Source organism: Streptomyces sp. HP-A2021, from assembly GCF_022807935.1.
Classification (GTDB): domain Bacteria; phylum Actinomycetota; class Actinomycetes; order Streptomycetales; family Streptomycetaceae; genus Streptomyces; species Streptomyces afghaniensis.
Map to the genome: position 1 here is coordinate 9446522 of NZ_CP094344.1, position 22393 is coordinate 9468914.

The 22393-nt window shown below is 68.9% G+C and carries 17 protein-coding genes and 5 pseudogenes; 9 read left to right on the top strand and 13 right to left on the bottom strand.

All coding sequences use genetic code 11. From position 1 onward, the window contains the following. Positions 1 to 86: 86 nt before the first annotated feature. The 3 genes from MQE23_RS42550 to MQE23_RS42560 all read left to right on the top strand — a co-directional run bounded on the left by MQE23_RS42550 (position 87) and on the right by MQE23_RS42560 (position 3484). Entirely contained in the window at positions 87 to 749 is a 663-nt protein-coding gene (locus tag MQE23_RS42550) for a winged helix-turn-helix domain-containing protein (protein ID WP_243382166.1), read from the top strand. After that, on the top strand, positions 746 to 2083 hold the full coding sequence (locus MQE23_RS42555) for an MFS transporter (RefSeq protein WP_243382172.1): 1338 nt from the start codon (positions 746 to 748) through the stop codon (positions 2081 to 2083). Before MQE23_RS42550 ends, MQE23_RS42555 begins: the two co-directional genes overlap by 4 nt. Positions 2084 to 2533: 450 nt before the next feature. Beyond that, entirely contained in the window at positions 2534 to 3484 is a 951-nt protein-coding gene (locus MQE23_RS42560) for an SDR family NAD(P)-dependent oxidoreductase (protein WP_243382174.1), read from the top strand. A gap of 337 nt (positions 3485 to 3821) precedes the next feature. Here MQE23_RS42560 and MQE23_RS42565 read toward each other — a convergent pair whose 3' ends face one another. The 10 genes and pseudogenes from MQE23_RS42565 to MQE23_RS42610 all read right to left on the bottom strand — a co-directional run. Further along, positions 3822 to 5579, bottom strand: coding sequence for a lysyl oxidase family protein (locus tag MQE23_RS42565; RefSeq protein WP_243382176.1), 1758 nt, complete (start codon positions 5577 to 5579; stop codon positions 3822 to 3824). A gap of 555 nt (positions 5580 to 6134) precedes the next feature. Further along, a pseudogene (locus MQE23_RS42570) lies at positions 6135 to 6224 on the bottom strand (GNAT family N-acetyltransferase); the annotation flags it as partial. A gap of 273 nt (positions 6225 to 6497) precedes the next feature. Then, on the bottom strand, positions 6498 to 7640 hold the full coding sequence (locus tag MQE23_RS42575) for an MFS transporter (RefSeq protein ID WP_243382177.1): 1143 nt from the start codon (positions 7638 to 7640) through the stop codon (positions 6498 to 6500). Between the two features lie 121 nt (positions 7641 to 7761). Next, the gene (locus MQE23_RS42580; protein ID WP_243382179.1) at positions 7762 to 8082 is read right to left on the bottom strand and encodes a hypothetical protein; all 321 of its coding nucleotides are present in this window, start codon (positions 8080 to 8082) and stop codon (positions 7762 to 7764) included. Between the two features lie 711 nt (positions 8083 to 8793). Next, on the bottom strand, positions 8794 to 9990 hold the full coding sequence (locus tag MQE23_RS42585) for a cytochrome P450 (RefSeq protein ID WP_243382181.1): 1197 nt from the start codon (positions 9988 to 9990) through the stop codon (positions 8794 to 8796). 232 nt (positions 9991 to 10222) lie between these two features. Next, entirely contained in the window at positions 10223 to 10780 is a 558-nt protein-coding gene (locus MQE23_RS42590) for a hypothetical protein (protein ID WP_243382183.1), read from the bottom strand. Positions 10781 to 10836: 56 nt separating this feature from the next. Then, a complete protein-coding gene (locus MQE23_RS42595) occupies positions 10837 to 11526 on the bottom strand; it encodes an NUDIX domain-containing protein (RefSeq protein WP_243382185.1) in 690 nt (229 codons plus the stop codon). Next, complete coding sequence (locus MQE23_RS42600; RefSeq protein WP_243382188.1) at positions 11523 to 11900, bottom strand: DUF4406 domain-containing protein; 378 nt, start codon at positions 11898 to 11900, stop codon at positions 11523 to 11525. Before MQE23_RS42600 ends, MQE23_RS42595 begins: the two co-directional genes overlap by 4 nt. A gap of 36 nt (positions 11901 to 11936) precedes the next feature. Next, positions 11937 to 12722 carry a DeoR/GlpR family DNA-binding transcription regulator gene (locus MQE23_RS42605; RefSeq protein ID WP_243382189.1) on the bottom strand — a complete coding sequence of 262 codons (786 nt, stop codon included), beginning with the start codon at positions 12720 to 12722 and terminating at the stop codon, positions 11937 to 11939. A gap of 541 nt (positions 12723 to 13263) precedes the next feature. After that, positions 13264 to 13473 (bottom strand): annotated as a pseudogene (locus MQE23_RS42610) (helix-turn-helix domain-containing protein); the annotation flags it as partial. Between MQE23_RS42610 and MQE23_RS42615 the strand changes: the two are divergent. From MQE23_RS42615 to MQE23_RS42635, 5 genes and pseudogenes are all read left to right on the top strand, one after another. Beyond that, a complete protein-coding gene (locus MQE23_RS42615; protein ID WP_279345177.1) occupies positions 13459 to 13989 on the top strand; it encodes an ATP-binding protein in 531 nt (176 codons plus the stop codon). The pseudogene MQE23_RS42610 and the gene MQE23_RS42615 sit on opposite strands and share 15 nt — an antisense overlap. Before the next feature lie 242 nt (positions 13990 to 14231). Then, complete coding sequence (locus tag MQE23_RS42620; protein ID WP_243382192.1) at positions 14232 to 14930, top strand: IMP cyclohydrolase; 699 nt, start codon at positions 14232 to 14234, stop codon at positions 14928 to 14930. 108 nt (positions 14931 to 15038) lie between these two features. Continuing rightward, a pseudogene (locus tag MQE23_RS42625) lies at positions 15039 to 15552 on the top strand (transcriptional regulator); the annotation flags it as partial. Between the two features lie 12 nt (positions 15553 to 15564). Next, a pseudogene (locus MQE23_RS42630) lies at positions 15565 to 16119 on the top strand (XRE family transcriptional regulator). A gap of 412 nt (positions 16120 to 16531) precedes the next feature. Further along, a complete protein-coding gene (locus MQE23_RS42635) occupies positions 16532 to 17440 on the top strand; it encodes a hypothetical protein (RefSeq protein ID WP_243382194.1) in 909 nt (302 codons plus the stop codon). A gap of 185 nt (positions 17441 to 17625) precedes the next feature. On the opposite strand, the gene MQE23_RS42640 is transcribed toward MQE23_RS42635, so the two are convergent. The 3 genes and pseudogenes from MQE23_RS42640 to MQE23_RS42650 form a co-directional block, all read right to left on the bottom strand. Beyond that, positions 17626 to 19647 carry a cell wall-binding repeat-containing protein gene (locus MQE23_RS42640; protein WP_243382197.1) on the bottom strand — a complete coding sequence of 674 codons (2022 nt, stop codon included), beginning with the start codon at positions 19645 to 19647 and terminating at the stop codon, positions 17626 to 17628. A gap of 355 nt (positions 19648 to 20002) precedes the next feature. After that, a pseudogene (locus MQE23_RS42645) lies at positions 20003 to 20344 on the bottom strand (Ku protein); the annotation flags it as partial. A gap of 415 nt (positions 20345 to 20759) precedes the next feature. Beyond that, positions 20760 to 21767, bottom strand: coding sequence for a DMT family transporter (locus MQE23_RS42650; RefSeq protein WP_243382200.1), 1008 nt, complete (start codon positions 21765 to 21767; stop codon positions 20760 to 20762). A 147-nt stretch (positions 21768 to 21914) separates the two neighbouring features. On the opposite strand from MQE23_RS42650, the gene MQE23_RS42655 reads away from it, so the two are divergent. After that, positions 21915 to 22367 carry an Lrp/AsnC family transcriptional regulator gene (locus MQE23_RS42655; RefSeq protein WP_243382202.1) on the top strand — a complete coding sequence of 151 codons (453 nt, stop codon included), beginning with the start codon at positions 21915 to 21917 and terminating at the stop codon, positions 22365 to 22367. Positions 22368 to 22393: the final 26 nt, after the last annotated feature.

Genomic DNA, 22393 nt, shown 5'->3' on the forward strand with positions numbered 1-22393 from the left:
ACGGGCACCTAGAGCGAGCTGAACCGCAAAGGGTTCTTCGCGAAGGTCTCTTTGCGAAGAACCCTTTGCGGACTACTGTGCGTCGCATGGCTGATGCAGTGGATAGGCCGGATGGCCTGGACGTTGAAGACTCGGTTGTCCTGGACGCCACGGGACTGCGCGCCCTGGCACATCCGGTGCGCGTGCAGTTGGTCGGGCTGCTGCGGAAGTACGGCCCGTCAACGGCCACCCGCCTCGCGGAGCGACTGGGCGTGAATTCCGGTACGGCCAGCTACCACCTCCGGCAGCTCGGCGCGGCCGGTTTCGTCGAGGAGGACACCGAACGCGGCAACGCGCGAGAGCGCTGGTGGCGTTCGGTGCACCGGACGACCTGGTTCAACGATCCGGAGCTGGCCGAGCGGGAGCCCGAGGCCGCACTGGCCTACCTGCAGTCCGTGACCGCCATCTACACCCTGCGCACGCAGCAGACCCTGAACGGGCTTCAGACGATGCCCCGCGCATGGCGGAACACCTTCGACATGAGCGACTGGGCCTTGCGGCTCACGCCCGAGGAAGCTGCCGCCCTGTACCGGGAGTTGACGGAAGTCATCGCGCACTACCGGCGAGACGCGCCGGAGACGGCGGCAGGTGCCCCCGAGGGAGCCGAACGGGTCGCCGTGATCACGCAGATCCTGCCCGAACTGGATGCGCCTGCCGCGTCGTCGCTCCCTTCCGGCCCTCAGGGAGCTGAAGGAAGCCCGACGTCATGACCGACGACGCCTCGGAGGCCGGCGGCATACCCGGCAAGAGATCCTTACGGCCGCTGGGCGGGGTGTTGGCGGCCATGGCCGTGTCGCTGACCGGCACTCGGATCTCGGTTGTGGCACTGCCCTGGTTCGTCCTCGTCACAACCGGCAGCGCCACCCAGACCGGACTGGTCGCCTTCTGCGAGATGACTCCCTACGTCGTGGTCAAGGCGTTCACCGGACCGCTGGTGGACCGGATCGGCCCCCGGGCCGTTTCCTGGACCACCGATCTGGCCAGCGCGACCGCCACCGCCGCCGTTCCCCTGCTCCACACCCTGGACCTGCTGTCCTTTCCGCTCCTGCTGGCACTGGTCGCGCTGATCGGCGCGGCCCGGGGGCCCGGCGACCTAGCCAAGGAGGTGATGGTCCCGGAGGCGGCCGACCGCGGCCGGGTGCCACTGGAGCGGGCCACCGGTCTATCCGGTGTAATCGAGCGGCTCGCCTCCACCGTCGGCCTGGCGGCCGGCGGATCCCTGGTGGCGCTGCTCGGACCTCTGACAGGGCTCACCGTCAACGCGGGCTGCTTCGCCCTCGGATCGGTGATCATCAAACTCGCGCTGCCTCGCGACATGGGGCACACGGTCGAGGAAGCCCCCTCACAGGCCGGGGAAACGGAACCGGGTTACTGGCGGCGATTCGGCGAGGGCTTCACCTTTCTGCGCGGCGAGCCGTTGCTGATCACCGTCATCGTCATGGTCGGCATCACCAACCTGCTGGACGCGGCGTTCAACTCGGTACTCGTACCCGTCTGGGCCAGGGAGTCCGGCAACGGGCCGACCGCGATCGGCCTCACGGGCAGCGTCATGGGGGCCGCGGCGGTCAGCGGAAGCCTGATCGCCGCAGTGGTCGCGCACCGCGTGCGGCGGCGGGTGGTGGTTCTCACCGGCTTCCTGCTGGCCGGGGCACCGAGGTTCCTGATCCTCGCCTTCGATGCCCCGTTGGGGGTAGTACTGGCCGTCTTCGCGGTCAGCGGGTTCGGTGCCGGCTTCGTCAACCCAGTGCTGGGAGCCGTCCTTGTCGAACGGGTGCCGCGCCGGATGCTGGGCCGGGTCAACGCGCTTTTTGACTCGCTAGCCTGGGCCGGTATCCCTCTCGGCGGCCTGATCGCCGGGGCGGCGGTGACCGCTGCCGGACTCGTTCCGGTGCTGCTCGCCGGCGGCGCCGCATACTTCCTCACCACGAACCTGGCTGGACTGCGGCCGGAATGGCGCGAGATGGACCGTACACGCGGGCGTGGCGTCCTGAAGCCGCATTCCAAGGAAGACGCCCCACAAGGCAGTGCGAATGTAGCGACATGACGTCCACGGGAGGGAGGCCGACATCTGGTTGCCTTCCGCTGTCCTGGTCGGTGACGGAGACCGGGGCCACGATCCGCTCGGTGCTCTCCACTGTCAGCCGCAGTGAGATCCTCGCGTCAGTTCAGAGAAGTCACCAGCCCGAACGACACCACGCCGGTCCAGATCGCGCGTGCCATGACCGCCCACTCCCATCACCGCTCGGTCAGGGCTCCGGTCGGCCTCACGAGGCACGTGCCGGCCTCGCGGCCGACTCGCAGTTGGCCACCGTGGCGCACAGTGGCAACGGTGGACTGTAACGGGCCGGCACCGCGTCGGCAGGATGTCGGCCGTCGAGCGGGCCTGTCGGTGATCCGTAGGCGATGTGTCGGGGGCCGCTGGAACCGTGGGCGTCGAGCTGGCCTGCAAGCCAACCGCAGTCGCCTTCAATAGCAAGGGAGTGGCCCCGCCGCCATGTCGTCCACATCCTCCATCCTGCCCTGGGATGTTCAACGGCTGCCGCGTGCCGATGGCAGCGTCTTCCTAGTCACCGGTGGCAACGCCGGCATCGGGTACTTCGTCGCGGAGCAGTTGTCCGCAACCGGAGCCACTGTCGTACTGGGCAGCCGGAATCCCGCGAAGGCCGAAGTCGCCACGGCCTCGATCCGCTCGCGTGTCCCTGGCGCGCGGGTGCGGGCCGTGCGGCTGGATCTCGCCGACCTCTCGTCGCTCAGAACAGCCGTGGAATCACTGGAGGTGGCATGCCTCGACGCGGTGGTCCACAACGCCGGCGTCGCGCTCGACGACCCGCCGCGCCGGGAGACCGGGGACGGTCACGAGCTCATGTTCGGCACGAACCACCTCGGGCACTTCGCGCTGACCCACTGGCTGATGCCGCTGTTGTCGGCCGCACCGGCGGCCCGCATCGTGACCATGGGCAGCTTCGCGGCGAAGTCCGAGCGGCTCGACCTCGACGACCTGCAGTCCCGGAAGGACTACCGGCCCAAGCGCACCTACGGACGCTCCAAGCTGGCGCAGATGTACTTCGGCCTCGAACTGGACCGCCACCTGCGCGCCGCCGACAGCACGGTGGCAAGCGTGGTGGTCCATCCCGGCGGCGCGCTGGACTCCCTGACCCCGTCACGGCCGCCAGTCCATGTGCGGACCGCTGGTGCTCGGCTCTGCGGGGCACCAGCCGCCCTCCTCGTCCAGGGCAAGCACGCCGGCGCATGGCCCGCGGTCCGAGCGGTGCTCGATGCGACCGTGCGCGGAGGACAGCTGTGGGGACCGCGCGTCTTCAGCCTGCGCGGCAAGCCCCAACGTGAACCGGTGTGGAACCACCTCGCCGACACCTCCGTAGCGGCGCGGTTGTGGGACGCAAGCTGTGACCTGACCGGCGTCGACCTCGGCGCCATCCTCGGATAGCCCCAGGCGCGCGCCGGCCGACAAGGAACCTCCGCCATCTTGATTTCGGCTGGTCGCGGGCACCGGCGTGATGGTGGGTGGGGCTGCTCGGGCTCGCCGCCCTGTACAACGACCTGCTCAGCACGGCCAAGGAACTCGGCAGCGGCGTCCCGTACGTCGTCTTGCTGCCGGCGGTCCAGTGTTTCCCACGGCCTGCGGGGAGCGGTCGATCTCACCGACCGCTGCGACCGTTGACTGCTGATCGTGAGCGACGAACTCCCGCTCAGCGAATGCCACCGATGGCCGTGTCCTCGCCCTGATCTCAGGCGGGGACGCTCCCCCCAGGCGCGCGGCGGGGTCAGTTGGCGTTCACCAGCTCGTGCGCCGGCACGGTGACCGTCCGCTTACCCGGCTTGCCTCCGAGCACGATCTTCCGCAGGGCACTGTTGTTGTCGAGGTTGGTTTCCTTCAGCCGCTTCTCCGGGTTGGCCAGCACCTGGATGTAGTAGGTGCCGTTGGGCACGTCGGTGATGTCGAAGGACTGGCCCGGCAGGTCCTGGGTGTAAGTGTCACCGGAGCCGACGTCCAGCACCTCGCGGACGGAGATCGAGGTCTCCTCACCGCAGGCGGTGGCCAGGTCCGTGTTGTACGGGTGCCAGTTGGCGTTCTTCACCGTGTAGTCGATCGCGTCGGTGTTGGCCAGGCAGAAGGCTTCCTTGCCGCTGCGCACGGCCTCCTTCTTGTCCGCCTTCAGCAGCCGGTAACTGGCGAAGTCGGTGAAGTGCCAGTGCACGTGCCCCGGGCGCGGGTCCCACTCCATGGTGCCGGTCGGGGTGTAGCCGACCTGCTTGCCCTTGGCGTCGTAAAAGTACTGGAAGGCGTCCATCTTGGCCTTGCCGGGCGAGCGGAACCCGTCCACCACGAGCTGCGCCGGGCCGGCGTTCCAGACGTTGGCGCTGAACGCCAGGTGGTCCTTGCCCGGGATGTCCTTGCCGCCGTCGCTGATGGTGATGCCGTAGGCCGGCAGCGAGCGCAGGTCCGGCTTGGGGACGTCCGGGACGGAGGGCTTACCGGTGGGCCGCTTTGACAGCGGTTTGAGGGCGGGCGCCTGACGCGAGCCGTCGGTCTGGCCGCCGATGTCCCCGGCCTGTGGAGACAGCGCGGACTTCTGCTTCTTCTTCAGCGCCCACGGCAGGGCCGGCGGCGCGGCCTTCAGCGGACCGTGGCCCACGTTGTACGAGGGACCCGCACCGCTCGTCACCGGCGCGGCGGCCTCGGCGGGGGCCGGGGCATGCCCGGGCCCGTGACCGGCGTGCGCGGTCGGCGCCTGGTGACCGGCACCGTGCCCGGCGTGCTCGCCGACCTTCGCGGACCGGGACACTGCCTCGGTGGTGCCCTCTTCGTCCTCGTAGCTTCGTTCCACCACGGTCACCTTGACCGTGGCCGCCTTCTCGGCGATGCCGAACAGGTCGCGGTACTTCTTGGCGACACCGATCTTGGCCGTGTACGTACCGGCCGGCAGCTGGACCGGCTCGGTGTAGGAGCCCGCGTAGGTGTTGGCCGCCCAACCCTTCTCGACGCCCCACACGGAGCCGAGGGTGAAGGGGTTGGTGGGGCAGCTCTCCGGATACTTGGAGGTGGAGGGTGCGTCGGGCCGCACCCGGCCGGTGGCGTTGTTCGGGCAGAAGCTCTCGGTGCGGGTGAGGACCTTCTTGCCGGCTTTGTCGGTGAGGGTGATCTCTGCGAAGCCGGGCAGCCCGGAGAAGTCCTTCACGGTGCCCATGGGTAGCTTCTTCGCCTTGGCCTTGCCGCCCTCGTACACGGTCTGGGCGACAGTCACCGGGTCCTTGTAGGACTTCCGGGTCACCTTGAGCTCCAGCGGCGTCCCCTCGGCGATGAGGTAGGTGCCGAGGTCCAAGTACACACCCGGCTGCTCCTTCCAGGAGGTGAGCGTCACCGAAGTGGTCGCCGCGATGAGGCTCAGCTCGGGGCCCGTCGCGGCCTTCGCCGGCTCCTGCGCTGCGGCCACGATGCCGGCCGTAACGGCTGTCACGGCTATGGCCGTGGTGCCGGCGAGCAGCGTGCGCCGCAGCCGAGCGGTGCGCTTTCTGGTCATGGTTCCCTCGTCCTCCGGTGCTGTGAGAAGGATGCAGGCGGCACGGCCCGTCCGCGATGTCCGGGCCGGGGCCGTCACCTGAGAGGCGTTTGCTTCGCCCGCGCTGTGAGAGGAACGGACCGGTTACTCGGTTGTCCGGAAGGTGGAAACGGGCGGTGTGTTGGCCGAATGCCGTCGTAGTGACGAGATCCGGTCGTCGATGCGGGCGCACCTCACTCAAGGACAGTCCTTCTGACCCGTATCTGCCATCCTGCTGCGGCATTTGACGGCGTGTGGGAGCGCCCGCCCCGCATCTCCTTCGGAGCGCGCGCTACTGACTCCTTTTATTCCGCGTGGAGTTCGGCGAGGAAGCGGAGTGCGTGGGCCGGGACGAGAGTAGGCCGCCAGTCGTGGATGGCTATATGGGAAGGGCCCGAGGTACGTCATCGGGCCCCTTTCACCGGGGCAGAGCACGCGATCTAGCCCTTCAGACCTGGACCGAGGCCGGCAGGCAAGGCGGGAGCGCTGCGGAACGCTCAGTGTCCTTTGTCATGCTGCCGATGGAGAAGCGGCGGCTCAACCGGGCGGTGTGACCGGGGGCCACACGCCGAACCACTGCTCGGCGCCGTACTCCTCGAACCGCTCCGCCTCGGTGAATCTCAGCTTCGTCGGGCAGGGGCTGCACTCTGCCGTATGACCGGCCCTTGAGCCAGCCCGCCACGACCGGGCTGTGGACACACTCCGCCTACTGGGACCTCCCAGAACTTGCTTCAGCGATCAGCGACATCAGCTCTCAGTAACCGCTCCAGCCTCAGGAGGATGACGCCTGAGGTAAACCTCTGTGCTGCTCACCGGCCACGGCGGCGTCGGCGTACGGCTCGTTCTGGGGCCACCTGGTGGGGCTGCGAGCGGGAGAGTTCGCCAGGTGGGCAAGGGATGTCAGATCGCGGCGCTCGCTGAATGTTCCATGTCGTCGCGGGAGCTGCCGGGCGGGGGCGTGCCACCCCGGGTGAGCAGCAGTGCGAGCACGGCGATCAGGGAACAGCCGGCCATGCCGACGAAGAGTGGCACGGCGGTGTCCTCGCCGCCCAGGCCGACGATGGGTGGGGCGACGCCGCCCAGGACGCTCTGCAGGGTGCCGAGTACGGCCGAGCCGGTGCCGGCCGCGTGGGGGACCCGCTCGAGGGCGAGTGCCGTGGCGGTGCCGAAGACTTGGCCGATGCCGAGGAAGGCGATCGCGATGAGCCCGAGGGCCAGGACACGGTTGAGCTGACCGGCGAGGGTGACCAGCAGCGACGAGAAGGCTACGGATGCCTGGCTCACGGTGAAGCCGAGGACGTTTTGGAGCAGGAACGCCGAGCCGGCGATGCAGCAGAACAGCGCGCCGCAGGCGAAGGAGAAGGCGAGGGTGTAGCCCACGTAGGCACGGTCGGTAAGCACGGACCGGGCGGCCTGCAGGGTGGCTCCGACACCGCCAGGGCGGCGCCGCTCCTTGGGGAGGCTTTCGGGGATGAAGGACAGCGCGGCCAGGAACATCAGCAGCGATGCCCCCGACAGGATCCAGAAAACGGCCCGACAGCCGCCCGCGTTGCTCACGAGGGCGCCGCCGGCCAGGGGAGCCACGATCGGGGCGATGCCGCCGAGGGCCATCAGCCCCCCGAAGACCCTGGCCGCGACGGCACCGGTCGCGACATCGGAGATGACGGCCCGGCCCACCACGAGGCCGGTCGCGCCACTGAAGCCGGTCACGAAGCGCAGCACGATGAGCACGCCGAGGTTGGGAGCCGCCGCGCACAGAGCCGTGGCCAGGGTGCATACCGCGGCGCCGGTCAGGATCCGCATGCGCCGTCCGTAGCGGTCGGAGAGCGGGCCGAGTACCAGATGGCCCGCTGCGGTGCCGAACAGGAAGGCGGTCAGGGTGAGCTGGACACCGGAGGCGTCGGTGCCCAGGTCATCGGCCATCGCCGGGAAGGCTGGGAGGTACATGTCCGTGGCGAGCGGTAACACGAACGACAGCAGTGCCAGCGTTGCCGTGAGCAGCGCCGCCGGCCTCTGCGCCGCGCCAGTGGACGGTATGGGCATCTCGTGCGGCGTGCGGCACGGGATGTCCCGTGCTCTGAGTGAGCGCGGCAGTTGGCAGGTGAGCGTTCGGCCGGCTCACCAGCCGGAACGGGCTGCGGGGAGCCGCCCGTTTCGGTGCCCGTCAGCCCCAGTAGTCCCGGTGGTCCTGTCTGCGCCAGCGGTCGTAGTCGCTGTAAGGCGTTGGCAGCCCCAACTTCAGCCAGACGAGGCGACCGGCTCCATAGACTACCGGGAGTGCCGCGCCGACCACCAGGCTCTGCTGTTCAGACAGGTCGAAAACCTGGCGGGTGGTGAAGTAGCCGATTGCGAAGAGGATTCCGGCTCCGACGAGGTACAGCAGGAAGCTGACGAGGCCAACCGCATGGCTCATCACGGCCCCCATCAACGTGAGCCAGACGAACGTGCCCAAGCTGACAGTGGCGATGATCACGAGCAGCACCATGGTGCACAAGGCTACTCAAGGGGCCGTGGCCTCGTCTGCTGTCGGAGCGAGTACGCCAGGCTCCCCATCCGAAGAACGCGGCCGAGCGGACCGGCGGTCGACGGCTACACCGACGACGAAGTTTTCGACTGCGGCGCCGGCTGACACCCCACCAGCCGGAAAGGGATCACCACGTGTCCGTCCGCACCGCAGTGCGCCCCTTGCCGTTGGGGACGAGCCCCCGGCTGGAGGAGCTATGAGCGCCCAGCCCCACGACGCGCCCGTCCCGACGGCTCGGACGGCCCCGGCGGGCCCGACCGAGCCGACCGCGGTCGTGCTGCTGCTCGCCCAGCTCCGCGAGAGCCACGGCGCTGGTGCTGTGACCGGAAACAATCACCGGCGTGGGTGTGGCGGCCGGGCCGACACGCGTACCTACCGCGGCCAGGCCTGCGTGACACCCGAGGGCGCGACGGACGCCTTGGGCGTATGGAAGGACCGACTCACCGCCATGTTCCCCGAGCCGACCGACCGCGACGAACGCGTGCGCTGGCGGTGGGCGCGTGACCACGGCCGCGGGTACGCCTTCGAGCACGACCTGCGGACGTTTCGTGGCTACCCGCGACTTGGAGACCGGGCAGTCCACCACTGCCCACTGATCCGAAAAGGAGTAAGGGGCTGTCAGTCGTTGGCCTCGGGCTCGTCAGATCAATCGGCCGGTGTCTGCCGTCGGGCCTACCGGCTGAACCGTACGGGCAGGCTGCGCGGGCCGCGGATCATCATTCCCGGGCGCCAGGTGATCGCTGCGGGGTGGATGTCCAGGGTCAGGCCGGGGCAACGGTCCAGCAGTGTCATGACGGCGATGCGTGCTTCCAGGCGGGCCAGGGGCGCTCCCAGGCAGTGGTGGATACCGTGCCCGAAGGCCACGTGGCCGCGGGCGTCGCGGGAGATGTCGAAGCGGTCGGGTGCGGGGAAGCGGGCCGGGTCGCGGTTGGCGTCGGCCAGGGCGACCAGGACGAGTTCGCCGCCTCCGGGGATGAGCGTATCGCCGATCGTGACCGGTTCGGTGGTGAAGCGGTAGGTGGGGGTCTCCAGGGGGCCTTCGTAGCGGAGCATCTCCTCGACCGCGGTGTCGATGAGGGAGAGGTCCGCGCGCAGGGTGGCCAGTTGCCGCGGGTGGGTGAGCAGGGCGAGGACGCCGTTGGAGATGAGGTTCACGGTGGTCTCGTGTCCGGCGACCAGCAGCAGCCAGGCCATGCCGAGGAGTTCGTCGTGGGAGAGCGTGTCGCCGTCGTCGTCTGTGCCGTGGATAAGCGCGCTCAGGAGGTCGTCGCCGGGCCGCTGCCGCTTGCCCTGGACCAGTTCCGCCATGTAGCGGGCCATCGAGGTCGCCGCTGCCTTGCGCGCTTCGGGGTCGGTGGCGCCAAGAGCGTTGTTCGACCAGGTCCTGAAGGACTCGCGGTCCAGGTCGGGCACACCGAGGAGTTCGCAGATCACGGAGATGGGCAGCGGGAAGGACAGCGCTGTGACGAGGTCGGCGCGCCCGTCGGGTGCCGTGAGCATCCGGTCCAGCAGCGCGTCGGTGGTCTGCTGGATGCGCGGGGAGAGTTCCGCCACCCGGCGCGAGGTGAACTCCCGGGCGACGAGTTTGCGAAGCCGCGTATGGTCCGGCGGGTCGGCCCTGAGCATGTGCGGGCCGGAAGAGACGGCACCCAGCGGCAGCGAGGGAGATGCCTTGCTCCAGTCCTTCGACAGCCTGGCATCCGCCAGTGCGGCACGCCCGGCCTCGTATCCGACGACGAGCCACGCAAGAGCACCACCCTCGGGCATGCGGATGCGGTGCACCGGGCCCTGAGCCCGTAATCGGCTGTACACGGGATAGGGGTCGCGGGTGAAGGACTCACCGAGCGCGGCGAGATCGATGATCTTCATGGAACTGTCCACCTCGTTCGTGGGGATGGATATCTGGTCGGGGAACCTCACGTTCGCCGGGTCCCCTGGGGCCAGGGGCCGCGGCCGGTGTGCGGCAGCGGCCCCGGAGTTGAGGGTGACCCAAGGCGGGGCAGGGTGCGTCAAGCGTGTGGCTCACTTGCCGGTCGTCGCCTCGAGCGTCGCTTGAGCGGACGAGGGGCGCCGTCACCCGGAGCGAGGTCGCGTCTTCGGGTCAGCTTCCGCTGTCGGCGGGGCGGCGGACCTTCAGGTCGTAGGCGAAGGCGGCCTCGCACGTCAGATCCACCTGATGTCCAAGCGCGTTCACGGCGACAGCGGCCGACAGGGGCGTCTTCCACCCCTTCGAGACGACCCGGCCCCACGGCTCGTCGTACACCTCATGAACCCACTGGCGTGGACCGGTGGGTGCGTAGGAGCCGTTGATGAGCACCGTCTGCGAGGATCCGGCTGTCTCTTCCTGCGGTTCGATGACCAGCCGGCGGGAGATCGTGCCGTTGTTGAACAGGCCGCCGTCCGTTTCGCCGCCGCGCAGGTACTCGGTCTGTGCCGTCTGCACGGACACCTGAGCATGGGTCCCGAAGGCGGAGTTTTCGTAGAGGTCGATACTCACGCGCACCCCGCCCTCCTCTCCGGCGCAGGCGAGCAGGTGGCCCTTTTCCACGATCCAGGTGTACGGCCCCGCGGCGCCGGGCGTCGCCGCGACGGCGGGCGTGGTCGCGAGCAGCACCGTGGTGAGAGCGCCGGGCACCGCCAGATGGGTGCGGTAGATCATAAATCCCCCCTGAGTTGAGTTGGTTGGTGCGACAACGCCGGCGGAACAGGCAACGTTCACCGCGGTCGGGCTGCGCGTCCGTCACCGACGGGTGTGCGGAACGGGCCGTCCAAGGCCGCCCACTGCAGCAGCATGATGGTCTTGGCGTCGGCGATCTCGCCGCTGCGGATCATGGCCAGCGCCTTACGGAAGGGCAGCTCCATGACGGTGATGTCCTCCCCCTCCTCGGTGATGCCCCCCAGGGTCGCCATTGCGGTCGTGGTCCGGTAGGGGGCGGCGAAGAAGTGCAGGCGTTCGGTGACCGAGCCGGGACTCATGTAGACGTCGAAGAGGTGCTCGGCCGCACCGATGACGTGTCCCGTCTCCTCGGCCGCCTCCCGGCGGATGGCGTCCTCGGGGCTGTCACCGTCCAGCAGGCCGGCCGCCGCTTCCAGCAGCATCCCGTCGGAATGCCCGTTGACGTAGGCGGGCAGGCGGAACTGACGGGTCAGCAGGACGGTTTCGCGGTCGGTGTCGTAGAGAAGGATGGTGGCGCCGTCGCCGCGGTCGTAGGTCTCGCGCTGTTCGCGACTCCAGTGGCCGTCACTGTGCTGGTAGTCGAAGGTGGTCTTGCGCAGGACGTACCAGTTGCAGGAGAGGACCTCAACGTCGACGATCCGCACCCGCGGGTTGCCGGTCAGGTCACGGCCATGCCGGTCCAGGCCGGTGCGGCCGCGCCGGTCCGGCGTGTCGATGCCCGCGGTCATCGGGCGGCCGGGACATCGTCGAGGCTGGTGTAGACGGCCTTGCCCCCGGCGCGTGCCCGGGCGGTCATCCGGTCGGCGCCCTCGGACGGGCCTCCGATTCGCAGCACCGCGTCGCAGCGGGCCAGCAACTGCTCGGCGACGGGGTGGAAGATCTCCTCGTAGGCCGCGTCACCGGGGCCGGTGCTGCCTGCAGTATCTAGCAGCGGCAGGGCGAGGGCCTCACCGGTGACTCCCAGATGGCCGGCGCGGAAGAGCTTCAGGGCGACCTCGTTCATGGTACGGACGTTCGCCTCCAGCTTGTGCGGGTCGTCACCCGTACCCGACCGGTACGGTCCGGCAACCAGGATCATCAGCGAGCGCGCGGCAGTAGGCACAGAACTGCTCCTTGGTCAGAAGTCATTCACGGCATGTCAGATCAGGTGGGTCTCGACGCCCGACTGCCGTAGGGCCTTGAGGGTGGCCTGGCCGTTGGGATGGGTCTGGGGGTCGTCGGCGGCGGCGTCGGTGACGAAGTGATCGGCGGCGTTGAGTGCGGCGACCTGGCTGAAGGCCCTCACACCGAGTTTGGTGGCGTCGGCGACGGTGATCGTGCGGGCGGACTGGGCGAGCCCGACCTGCTTGACGGCCGCGTCGTCCAGGGAGAACTCCGACCAGCCGTGCTCGGCGTGCACGCCGCCGATGGACATCACGAAGCAGTCGAAACTCAGCGACTCCAGCGTGCGCAGCGCCAGCGGCCCCACCAACGAGCGTTCCCCGGGGCGGGAGCGTCCGCCCACGACGAGGAGGTCGATCCCCGGGCGGTCCGCCAGGGCGAGCGCCGTCTGCAGGCTCAGTACGGCGACCGTAAGCGGGGCGCGTTCGGCGAGGTGCTCCGCGACGTGCACGGTGGTGGTCCCGGCGTCCAGCAGCACGCGTGAGCCGGGCTCCACCATCGCCGCAACGGCCGCACCCAGAAGGTCTTTGGTGGCGGTCTGCCACTGTTCCCGTGCGATGAACCCTCCCCCCTGCTCGGGGGGACGGCTGGCGACCGCCCCGCCGTGTACTCGCCGTACCAGGCCCCGCCGCTCCAGCGCGTCCAGGTCGCGGCGCACGGTCATCTCCGAGACCCCCAGACGCTGGGAGAGCTCCGACACGGACACCTGGCCGGAGCCCTGCACCAACCGCAGGGTCAGGTCCAAACGATCAGCGACACGCATGACATCTTTCTAACATAGCGATGTTCGTTTGAACATAGAGTTGTTTGATACAGGCGTCGGAGCAGTCCGGACCGGCACCAGAGGCGGGGCGGTCGTAAAACCTGGGTGCGCATGCGGCCGGGTTGTGGGCGCATGCGGCGATCGGAACTCGCGGCCGGAATGAGCGCGCGCGGGCCGAGAGAAACGCCCGCCAAGGCGGAGGCAGGAGCCGCCTGGTGGTCGAGTCGGCAGGATGTGCAGGCCGGCCGGCGGTGCTGTTCGACATCGACGGTGCCCTCGGATCGGCCAGTGACGCCGAGAACGCGGTGCAGGAGGCGTGGATCGCGCCGCAAGGCGCCGATCTCACCAGGTCGTCAACTTCCGGCGGTCCCTGACCACCGTCGCCAGCCGACTGCGCCCGGCCCGGCCCCGCCCGGCCTGGTCAGGACAGGCGACACTCCGGGCGCCGCCCTGTTCAGTGGTTTGGCAGGCCGCCGCTGCGCTGCTGGGCCGGGTACTGGTGGCTCGGCTTACGAAGAAGCCACGGACGTGGGCGGTTCGCTCACACTCGGCGAGAGGAAGACTGCCCCACCGGATCCGGCGGGGGAGAGGGGCGGTTGTGTGGTGTACGGAAGGTGCGTCGGTAGCCCTGCGGTGTGATGCCCATTCGCCGGATGAAGTGGTGGCGCAGGCTGTCGACGGTTCCGAAGCCGGTGCGCCCGGCGATCGCTGTGATCGGGTCGTCGGTGGTCTCCAGATGGTGCTGGGCGAGCGGCCGTCCGTCGTCCTCGAACGTCACCTACACAGGGCGAAGTTCGAGCAGCAGGCCACCTTGGGGGGCTTCGACTTCAACGTCTCCCCGAAGCTGCCCGCCGCCCAGATCCGTGACCACGCGGCCCTGCGCCGGCTCCACTCCGGCGAGTCCGTCATCCTGTTCGGACCCGTCGGCTCGGGAAGCCACACGTCGACGCAGGCCCTCGGCCACCAGGCCGTCCGCCAGGGCGCCAATGTCCGCTTCGCCAAGACCAGCCGCATCCTGGCCGAGCTCGCCGGGGGCCACGCGGACCGCACCTGGGACAAGCGCATGCGACCTCATCCGCCCCGACCTGCTCATCCTCGACGACTTCTCCATGCGCCAGCTCACCGCACCCCAGGCCGACGACCTATACGAACTCGTCTTCGAGCGGCAAGGCCGATCCCTGATCATCACCAGCAACCGAGTGCCCAGCGACTGGTATCCGCTCTTCCCCAACGCCCGTCCTCGCCGAGTCGCTCCTGGACGGCCTGATCAACGCCAGCCACCAGGTCATCATGAACGGCCCCAGCTACCGGTCCAACAAGCGCCCCAGAAACCCAACCGCCAAGCCGCCGACCGATGAGAACAGGCTCGGGATCGGGCTCCGCAATGATCCCCGCGAAGCGCGTGGATCAGGAGACCATACGGCGAGCGTGCTGGATGCACCTTGATCCGCTTGGATATCACCGCCGGCTTCGCGACGCGTAGCCATCATGCAAAGGGGCGCGACCACAGTGGACTTGCTGAGAAATGTGCTGGCCGACAACGACTACCCTGGCCGCGGCGTGTTGTGGTGCACCACCGGCGACGGCACCACGCTCGGCGCCTACTTCCTCACCGGGCGCAGCCCCGCCTCCCAGGCTCGCACCCTTCACCGCACCTCCACAGGGGAACTGATCGTCGCGCCCTCCGACGTACGCGAACACGACCACCTGCGGCACTATGTCGCCGCCCGTCAGAGTCCAAACTGGCTGGTCTTCGGCAACGGAGAGCAGGTCTCCGCTGTCGCCGACCAACTCGCCCGCGGACAGGCTCCGCTCCTGGCCCTGGACGGACTGGACTACGAACCCGACAGCCCGATCTTCACCCCCCGCCTGACCGTGATCGCAGACAACCACGAAGGCGGCCAAGCCTGGTTCGGCTCCGCCCGACACAGTGCCGGGGACCGCACCGCCACCAACCGGCTCACCGTGCACATCAGCGACCTGCGCCCCAGTGAGGCAGTGCTCATGACGACCTACCACTCGAACGGACAGGAGATCGCCACCGGCGCCCCATTCACGGAGATCCGCACCACCGCCGAGACCAGCGGCGACCTCCTCGACGAGCTGTGGTCGGCGCTGCCACCTCATCTCCGCATCGCCGCGGCTGTCTTCACCCCCGGGGACCTGGCGGGTTCCAGCATCCGACAAACCCCACGCACACGCGCCTGACCTTCCTCCTGCCGAGCCGGAAGGATCAGCACCGGAGAACCCAATCAGCAAGATCACCACAGAGGGCAGGGCCCAGACCAGGGGCTGTGGAATTACGTGGAGGCTCCGGACTTCCCGGCGGCGATGGAGGGCTACAAGGAGCGCGACCCGCAGCTGGCGATCGCCGTTTCGGCGATCAGGGCCACGACGAAGGGCGGCCTGGGCAAGCTGCCCGCGCACCCGCGCGACGAGGGCTGTCGGCCGGGTGAGCCGTGGCGGGCGCTGTCCCGGCCGACATGGCGGCCGGACATCCGGGCGGCGGTCATCTCCCGCACGCGGATCAACCTGCACCGCGAGATCGTCAAGCACGCGCCGTTCACTGGCCATACCCCGGTGGGGATCCTGTCCGACCGCGTCGTCTGGCGGCCGACGGAACGTCGTCGCTGGACCTCCTGCCCTACCGGGACGGCAAGCCGCTGCCGGGTGGCTTCAAGCTCGGCATCGACCCGGGCTTGGTCAAGCGCGAGGGCACCCAGAGTGTCTGTGGGGCGAGGAGGTCCCTCAGCGGTTCAACACGCCGGAGCTCAACCTCGCCCAGTACGTCAAGGGCGGCACCGTCACGGACGTCGACAACGGAGAGTAGGAGAGGGCGACGATGAGCCTGTTCGGGGACGGCCTGGAGGCCGCGGTGCAGAAGGCGTTCCCCGCCCGGCACCCAAGAGTGCGGGCGCGGAGATGCGGTACCTGGTCAAGCAGCTCAAGGCACCATGGCGGTCGCAGATGCTGCGGATCTCCCAGCGCACCGTCGAGCGGGTACGTGAAGGACCAGGTCAAGAAGCCACGTCCGGACCTTGCCGCGCGCTTGAGCGCGAGGTGAAGAAGCGGTGGCAGCCGCAGATCCGGTCCCAAGGCACGACAGCAGGCGGCGATGACCGGCGGGCTCATCGTCGACACCCGGGCCCGGATCGGCTACACCGCGCCGATCGACTCCACCGACGAGGACCGCCTCCGCCATCTCACGGTGGCGCTGCCGCCCCGCTATGCCGCCCGTCTCTTCGAGGCCCAGGAGCAGGGCGCGACCGAGCAGCGTCTGCGGGAGATCGCCGCCGAAGGGCTCAAGGAGGTGTACTTCCAGGACAACGGTCGCCGCGCCGGCCGGCTGGAGGAGGTGCGCTTCACGGACATCGAGCACTTGCAGTTCGATTTGTAGAGGCCGTCCCCGAACAGCCTGCGAACCCGGACGTGAGTGGGCTTCGGCCGGCGAGTGAACGCTTGAGTTGGCGGAGGGGGGCAGCTTCCGCGGTGGAGATGAGTGTCGACATGCTTACTGCGGCGCATGATACGACCACCTGGTCGTGTCGGTCCCGGACAACCGCAGCAGATCGAACGCGACGAAGTGCACCGGCCGCTCATCAGCCGCCCGGGCCGCCGCCCCGGCGCCGCGCCGCTGAAGCCGGTTCTGCAGCGAGCGCCACCCGAAGCTGCTGCTGGGGCAGGAAAACCACCCCCGACGGAGATGGCGTTCGCCGGGGGTGGTTTCCTGCTCGTCCCGGGCCGCGTACGCCGGCACGTCGATGAGGGCGCCGCGGTGAGGCCGTTTCACATGTTCATCGGGAGGATCTGTGCGTTCGGCGCTGGTATGGCTCGTACGGCTGTGCTCGCTCGCGGCGTGGGTCGCGGCCGGCGTCGCCTGCATGTGGCTGCTGGGGGCCACCGCCATGGCCCGGCCCTGGCACGAACCCTTCGTGTGGGGTGCCGTCGCCGTAGGGTGTGCGGTGGTGCGGGTTGCGGCGCTGTGGGTGCTGCGCGGTGAGCCCAAGGACGACGGGTTCACGGACGGGTTCTGGGTCAAGCTTCGCACCGGTGCCCTCTGGGTCCTCGTCGCGTTCTCCTCCGCTGTGTTCGCCGTCGCTCTCCTTACCTCGTCCAATGCGGGCGACAAGCTCGACGCCCTGCGAGACGCGGGCGCGGAGGTGAGCACCGCGGCGGTCGTGGAACGGCAGTCGACACGACAGGAGTTGAGCGACGGCGTCGTGAAGGGATACGTGTCCCGGCTCGTGGTCTCCGTGCCCGGCGGTGCGGAACGGCTCACCGTGCGCGGTGCTTTCACGCGCGACAAGCCCGGCAAAGGAACCGAGGTCGACGTCCTGTGGGCCCGGTCGGACCCCGGTCTCGGCGGTTACGTCAATGAGAGCAAGGACCTGCCCACGCTCGCCGAGAACCGCTGGAAGGCCTTCCAGGACGACGAGTTGGGCATGGGCTCGTTGATCGCCTTCATCGTCGTCGCGCTCATCGGCGCGATCCTGACCCCGGTGTTCGCCCTCGTGCCCGACGCCGACCACCTTCAGGAGATGGCCTGGTCGGCGCCGTTCCAGACCGTGCGCACGGCGCTGACCGTGCTGGTGTTCTGGGGCTGGAGTCCCCTGATGCTGGGGAGCCAGCCGAGCCTTCCGCAGATGCTCGTCGTCGTCGGCAGCTGCTGCCTCGTACTGCTGGGGTACGTCGCCACCTCACTCCGCGGCTTCGGCTGACGTACGACGACGCCCTTTCGAATGAGGCGAGCCCACCAGGAGTGTGGGTGGCGCCGGGACGTTCTGACGAGCGAGTACGCGGCCGAGCCAACCGAACGCCAGGCCGGTCCCCGCAGCATCGTCCGAGCGGCCGCGACGAAGGCCCCGACCGGGCTGACCGGTCGGGGCCCTGAAGTCCGCGAGGGCTACTTCTTGGCCGTCACCCGCAGTGGCGCGAGATCCGGGCTCGGCGCGGACCCGGTGCCGCCGGACAGCGGCTGCGCGGTCGTGGTCTGCGGTGCCACGCCCTTGTAGTACGGCGTGTAGACGTAGCGGGTGCCCACGCCGATCGCCGCACCGATCTTGGGGATGACGGAGGCGTCGACCGATGCCGAGCCGCCGAAGACGGCCACGTGGTACATGCTCGACGACATCCGCATCAGGTACCGCTTGGTGTCGTACGGCAGCGAGGTGACGTCGGTCCACAGCAGCGGGCCGTAGGTGGTCATCGCCGAGGACGCGGAGACACCGCCTCGCCAGCTCCCCACGGAGGCCACGGCGGCGTTCGACGGCAGCGACCACCACAGGTTGGCGAGCTGCACGGAGTTCGACTGCGGCGTGGAGCCGGCGACCCGGTAGTAGCTGTACGAAACGGGCCAGTTCGGCATCTTCCCGGCCTTGTATGCCTTGGTCAGCGCCGACTCGGCGTCGGTGCCCACCGTGATGATCTTCGTCGTGCCGGGACTGTACTTGTTGAGGTACCCGTAGACCGATGCGGTCATGGTCGAACCGTCGGTCAGCAGGACGGTCGCGGTACCGGCGGAGCCCATGGAACCGGCGGCGGAACTCGCCGCGAGGGCGTTGTGGTAGTCGGTGCCGGTGGCGAGGAAGACGTACTTCGGCGTGCTGGTGATGGCCTTGGCCACGGCCACCGAGGTCGAGTAGCGCGAGACGTCGGACAGCCGCTTGGCCACGTACCCGAGCGAGGTCACCTTCGACGCCACCGCGCTGCTGAGGATTTTGGTGCCGCCGACCAAGTACACCGTCCTGCCCTTGGGCAGCATGCGCTTGAGCTCCGTCTGCACCGAGGAGTCCAGGCCCGTCCCGGAGGTCATCAGCACCGGCCCCCGCTTCTTGCCGGCCAGAGATGTCGCGGTGGTGGCGTAGGCCGCGTCGGACTTGCTGATGAGCACGGCCGCGTTCGCGTTCGGCAAGCCGGTTGCGCCCGCGCCGACCGTGTTCCAGGTCCACTTGGACGACGCGATGTTGGTGTCGTAGGTGTCGGAGCCGTAGACCCGGGAGATCGCGTTGTCCCTGAGCGGCTGCCAGGCCACGTCGGTGCCGGTGCCCTGGGGCACCTGCGTCTGCGTGCCCGTGCCGAGGTCGTGGATCCACACCTGGGGCCCGCTGGGGATGTCGGGGTCGCCGGAGACGAAAACGTCGTACGCGATCCGGTTGCCCTGCGGCGACCAGGCGGGCCGGTTGTGGTCCACGGCGTCCGTGGTGAGCTGGGCGAGCCCGGTGCCGTCGGTGTTGACCTTGAAGAGCTGCCTGTGCCCGTCGACCGACCGTGTGAAGGCCACCGACCGGCCGTCGGGGGAGATGCTCGGGTCCTTCGCGTTGTCGGCCAGCTTGGTGAACGCCCCGGAGCGGCCGTTGTAGACCCAGACGGCCGGGGCGCCCGCGGTCCCGCAGCTCGTGCCCGTGCGTACGAAGGCCAGCATGCCGTTCACCGCGCCGCTGGGCTCGGAGTCGCAGCCGTCGACATCGGTGCCGAACAGGGCCTTCGGTGTGCGGGTGCCGTCGGCCGCGGTCAGCCGCAGCCGGCCGCCGGCCGTGAAGACGATGTCGCCGCCGCCGTACCAGAAGGTCGGATCGGCAGGATGCCAGCCACTGCCCGACGGCATGGCGATGTCGACGCCGGTGTCCTCGGAGTCGGCCCATGCCGTGCGGATGTGGTCGTCGTAGTGGTTCACGAAGGCGACCTGGCTGCCGTCGGCGGACCAGGTGCCCTGGTCTCCGGTCGGGTGGAACTGGGACCACGATGACCCGTCGGGACGGACGAACGCCATCTGGCCGCCGACGTCCGTGTAGAGCAGCTTCCCGTCGGTGGCCGGCCAGTTGCCGGGAACGGCGGCGGCCGGACCGGGAAGCGCGGCGATGAGGCCCGCCGCGAGCGCGGCGGCAGTGGTGAGCGCCGCGGATCTGCGGCGCGTACGCAGGTTCAATGTGCCCCCACAGTGAATGGATGGCTGCCGATCCCCTCCCCCAAGGCGAATGGACGGTTTCACGTTCGTCCGCACGACAGCGGCGAAACAGTAGCCGCAGGTCACGACCGCTGTGAAGGCAGGGGCTCTCGGCTTTACCGGCCGGTGACCAAGCGGCCGGAACCTGCGGTCGGCCGGCGATGCGTGTCGCCACCTCGCTCCGCGGCTTCGGCTGACGTACGACGACGCCCTTTCGAATGAGGCGAGCCCACCAGTACCACCCCGAGACATGAGTCTCACGTGCCGCCGACTACTTGCCTCACGTGCCAGAAGCGCAGTAACCCATGTTGTGCTGCAAAGAAGACTTGACAACCCTGTAGGTGTCGCGGAACTCGGGATCGTTGAGGTCGTCGCAGCTCATGATGTCCATGAGGGCGAGAGCGCTGTCGATCTCCTCGTCGGTCAGCTCGACGAGGAGGGGGCAGTAGTTCCTCCGGCGACCTGATTTCGTCGGGCCAGCGCATGGCGTGCAGCACGATCACGCCATCCCGCACTCGCAGCAGGCCCCATCTCTCCCGGCCTGCCAGGCGTACTTCGTGACGGCCACCTTCGACGACCGGGCGAGCGCTTCCCGCAGCCCCGTGTACGGCTTGGCCGCGACCTGCCCGGACGGCTGGGAGTAGTAGCCCTCGCCGATGCGGACCGGGTCGACAGACCCCAGCGGGGGATCGCTTTCGCTTGGTCCAGCGGAGGGAGGTCGACACAGTGAACGTTTGCGATCAGCGCGGCCTCCACAACGTCCGCCACCGTGCGGTGAGTTCGTCGTTCATATCGATTCGCGGTTCGGCGAGACCAGCCAGCTCCGCAGCGGCCAACCGTCGGTTGCCATCGATGACGACGTACTCGGCTTCCTCCCGGAAGGCCGTGCCGCACCACGGTGAGGGGGCTTGATCTGCTTGATACGCAGCGACTCCGCCGTCTCTTCGATCTCGGTGAGTTCCTCCCGCGGATTGAACGGGTTACCGGCGAGAAAGCTTGACTCCACCTCGGCCGGAGGTGCGCGGGTTGGGACATTATCGGCGAGGCCGGCCAGGACGTGCGCCGCCTTGTGGCTATCGAGCCCCGTCGATCACTCAACGCGCGGTCGGTTCAGCCGTTTCGGGCTCGTCCGGCACGGGCCCCGCCTCTGCCGTAATCCGGGCGGTCGCAGTCCCGGAAGGCTCGCTTCCCCTCGCGCCCGGATTCGCCGTGGCCTCCTGTCCCCGCTCGATCATGCCCAGCGCCACCCCGACGATGATGATCACGCCGCCCGTCACCTGGGCGAGTCGGATGGACTCCCCGTTGATCACGACGGCGCCGATGACGCCGAAGACCGGTACCAGGTTGAGGATGTTGACCGCGACGCTCGACGCCATCCTGCGCAGGCCGTAGTTGTAGAGCAGGAAGCCGCCGACCGAGCACGCCACGGCCAGGTAGACCAGCAGTGATGAGGCGGTCGCGCCCGGCATCCGCCAGTCGTCGGCCTCCAGCAGGGACGCGAGCAGGAAGCCGGCCGCACCCGCCAAGGTCTGGTAGTAGGTGACGCTCGCGGCGTCCTGGCCGGCGCTCGCGCGCTTGCCGAGCACGTTGTAGCCGGCCCAGGCCAGCCCGCCGAGCAGCAGCAGGACGTCCCCCAGCCAGCGCGAACTGCCGCCGACCTCGGCCCCGTTGCGTACGACGAGGAACGCGCCGACGGTAGCCAGCAGCACGCCCGTCACACGCGGCAGCGGCATCCGGGTGCGGAAGACGACCAGTTCCACCAGCATCGTCATCAGCGGGTACGTGGCCACGATCAGCGACGCGTCGGATGCCGTGGACAGGTCGACGCCGACATTCTCAAGGATGAAGTACACGGTGATGCCGAGGAACCCGCTCAGGTAGAGCTGCCGCCGCTGCCGGGGGTCCGGACAGGCCGGGCGGTGCCTGCTCAGCCGTACCATCACGCCCAGGAGTAACGCCGCAAGGGTGAACCTGATGGCGCCGATACTGAGCGGGCCCACATCCTCCAGCACCTGCTTGGTCACCGCGTACGAACTGCTCCAGAACAGCGCCGCCGCCATGACCGCACACACCGCCCACACCGTGGGTCCTCGTTTATGCATAGCAAGTCGCCCCTCTCCACTACCCATTGCCGCCCACCGCGCTGTGACCGAACAAGCATCGGTCAACTAGGCTGGAGGTTAACAAGATCATCGAAGGTGATGCGAAGAGTCCGAATTACCTTCGGAATCCGGCGGGGTGAGGCAAGCGTGGACGAACTAGATTCGGCGTTGGTGCGGATGCTCCAGGAGGACGGTCGGCGCACCAACCGGGACATGGCCCAGGAACTCGGTATCGCCCCGTCCACGTGTCTGGAGCGAATCCGGTCGCTGCGCAGGAGCGGCATCCTGACGGGATTTCATGCGGAGGCAGACCTCGCGGCGATCGGCCGCGGGTTGCAGGCGGTGATCGCCGTACGGGTCCGCCCGCCGACACGTGCTGTGATCGAGGCCTTCCAGACCTTCTTGGAGGGGATGCCCGAGGTCGTCTCGATCTTCGTCCTCACCGGGAACGACGACTTCCTCGTGCATGTCGCCGTCCGGGACACCGACCATCTGCACGCAGTGGTCCTGGAGAAGCTGGCGAAGCGCCCGGAACTCGCCGACGTACGGACGTCGGTGGTTTATGGGCACATGCGCAAGAAGGTCATCGGTCCGGCGTGAAACCGGCGCGGACCCCGCTCGCGGCG

Coding starts and splice junctions, on each gene's coding strand:
- MQE23_RS42550 (WP_243382166.1), top strand. CDS start 87: ATGGCTGATGCAGTGGATAGGCCGGATGGCCTGGACGTTGAAGACTCG.
- MQE23_RS42555 (WP_243382172.1), top strand. CDS start 746: ATGACCGACGACGCCTCGGAGGCCGGCGGCATACCCGGCAAGAGATCC.
- MQE23_RS42560 (WP_243382174.1), top strand. CDS start 2,534: ATGTCGTCCACATCCTCCATCCTGCCCTGGGATGTTCAACGGCTGCCG.
- MQE23_RS42565 (WP_243382176.1), bottom strand. CDS start 5,579: ATGACCAGAAAGCGCACCGCTCGGCTGCGGCGCACGCTGCTCGCCGGC.
- MQE23_RS42575 (WP_243382177.1), bottom strand. CDS start 7,640: ATGCCCATACCGTCCACTGGCGCGGCGCAGAGGCCGGCGGCGCTGCTC.
- MQE23_RS42580 (WP_243382179.1), bottom strand. CDS start 8,082: ATGGTGCTGCTCGTGATCATCGCCACTGTCAGCTTGGGCACGTTCGTC.
- MQE23_RS42585 (WP_243382181.1), bottom strand. CDS start 9,990: ATGAAGATCATCGATCTCGCCGCGCTCGGTGAGTCCTTCACCCGCGAC.
- MQE23_RS42590 (WP_243382183.1), bottom strand. CDS start 10,780: ATGATCTACCGCACCCATCTGGCGGTGCCCGGCGCTCTCACCACGGTG.
- MQE23_RS42595 (WP_243382185.1), bottom strand. CDS start 11,526: ATGACCGCGGGCATCGACACGCCGGACCGGCGCGGCCGCACCGGCCTG.
- MQE23_RS42605 (WP_243382189.1), bottom strand. CDS start 12,722: ATGCGTGTCGCTGATCGTTTGGACCTGACCCTGCGGTTGGTGCAGGGC.
- MQE23_RS42615 (WP_279345177.1), top strand. CDS start 13,459: ATGGTGCTGGGCGAGCGGCCGTCCGTCGTCCTCGAACGTCACCTACAC.
- MQE23_RS42650 (WP_243382200.1), bottom strand. CDS start 21,767: ATGCATAAACGAGGACCCACGGTGTGGGCGGTGTGTGCGGTCATGGCG.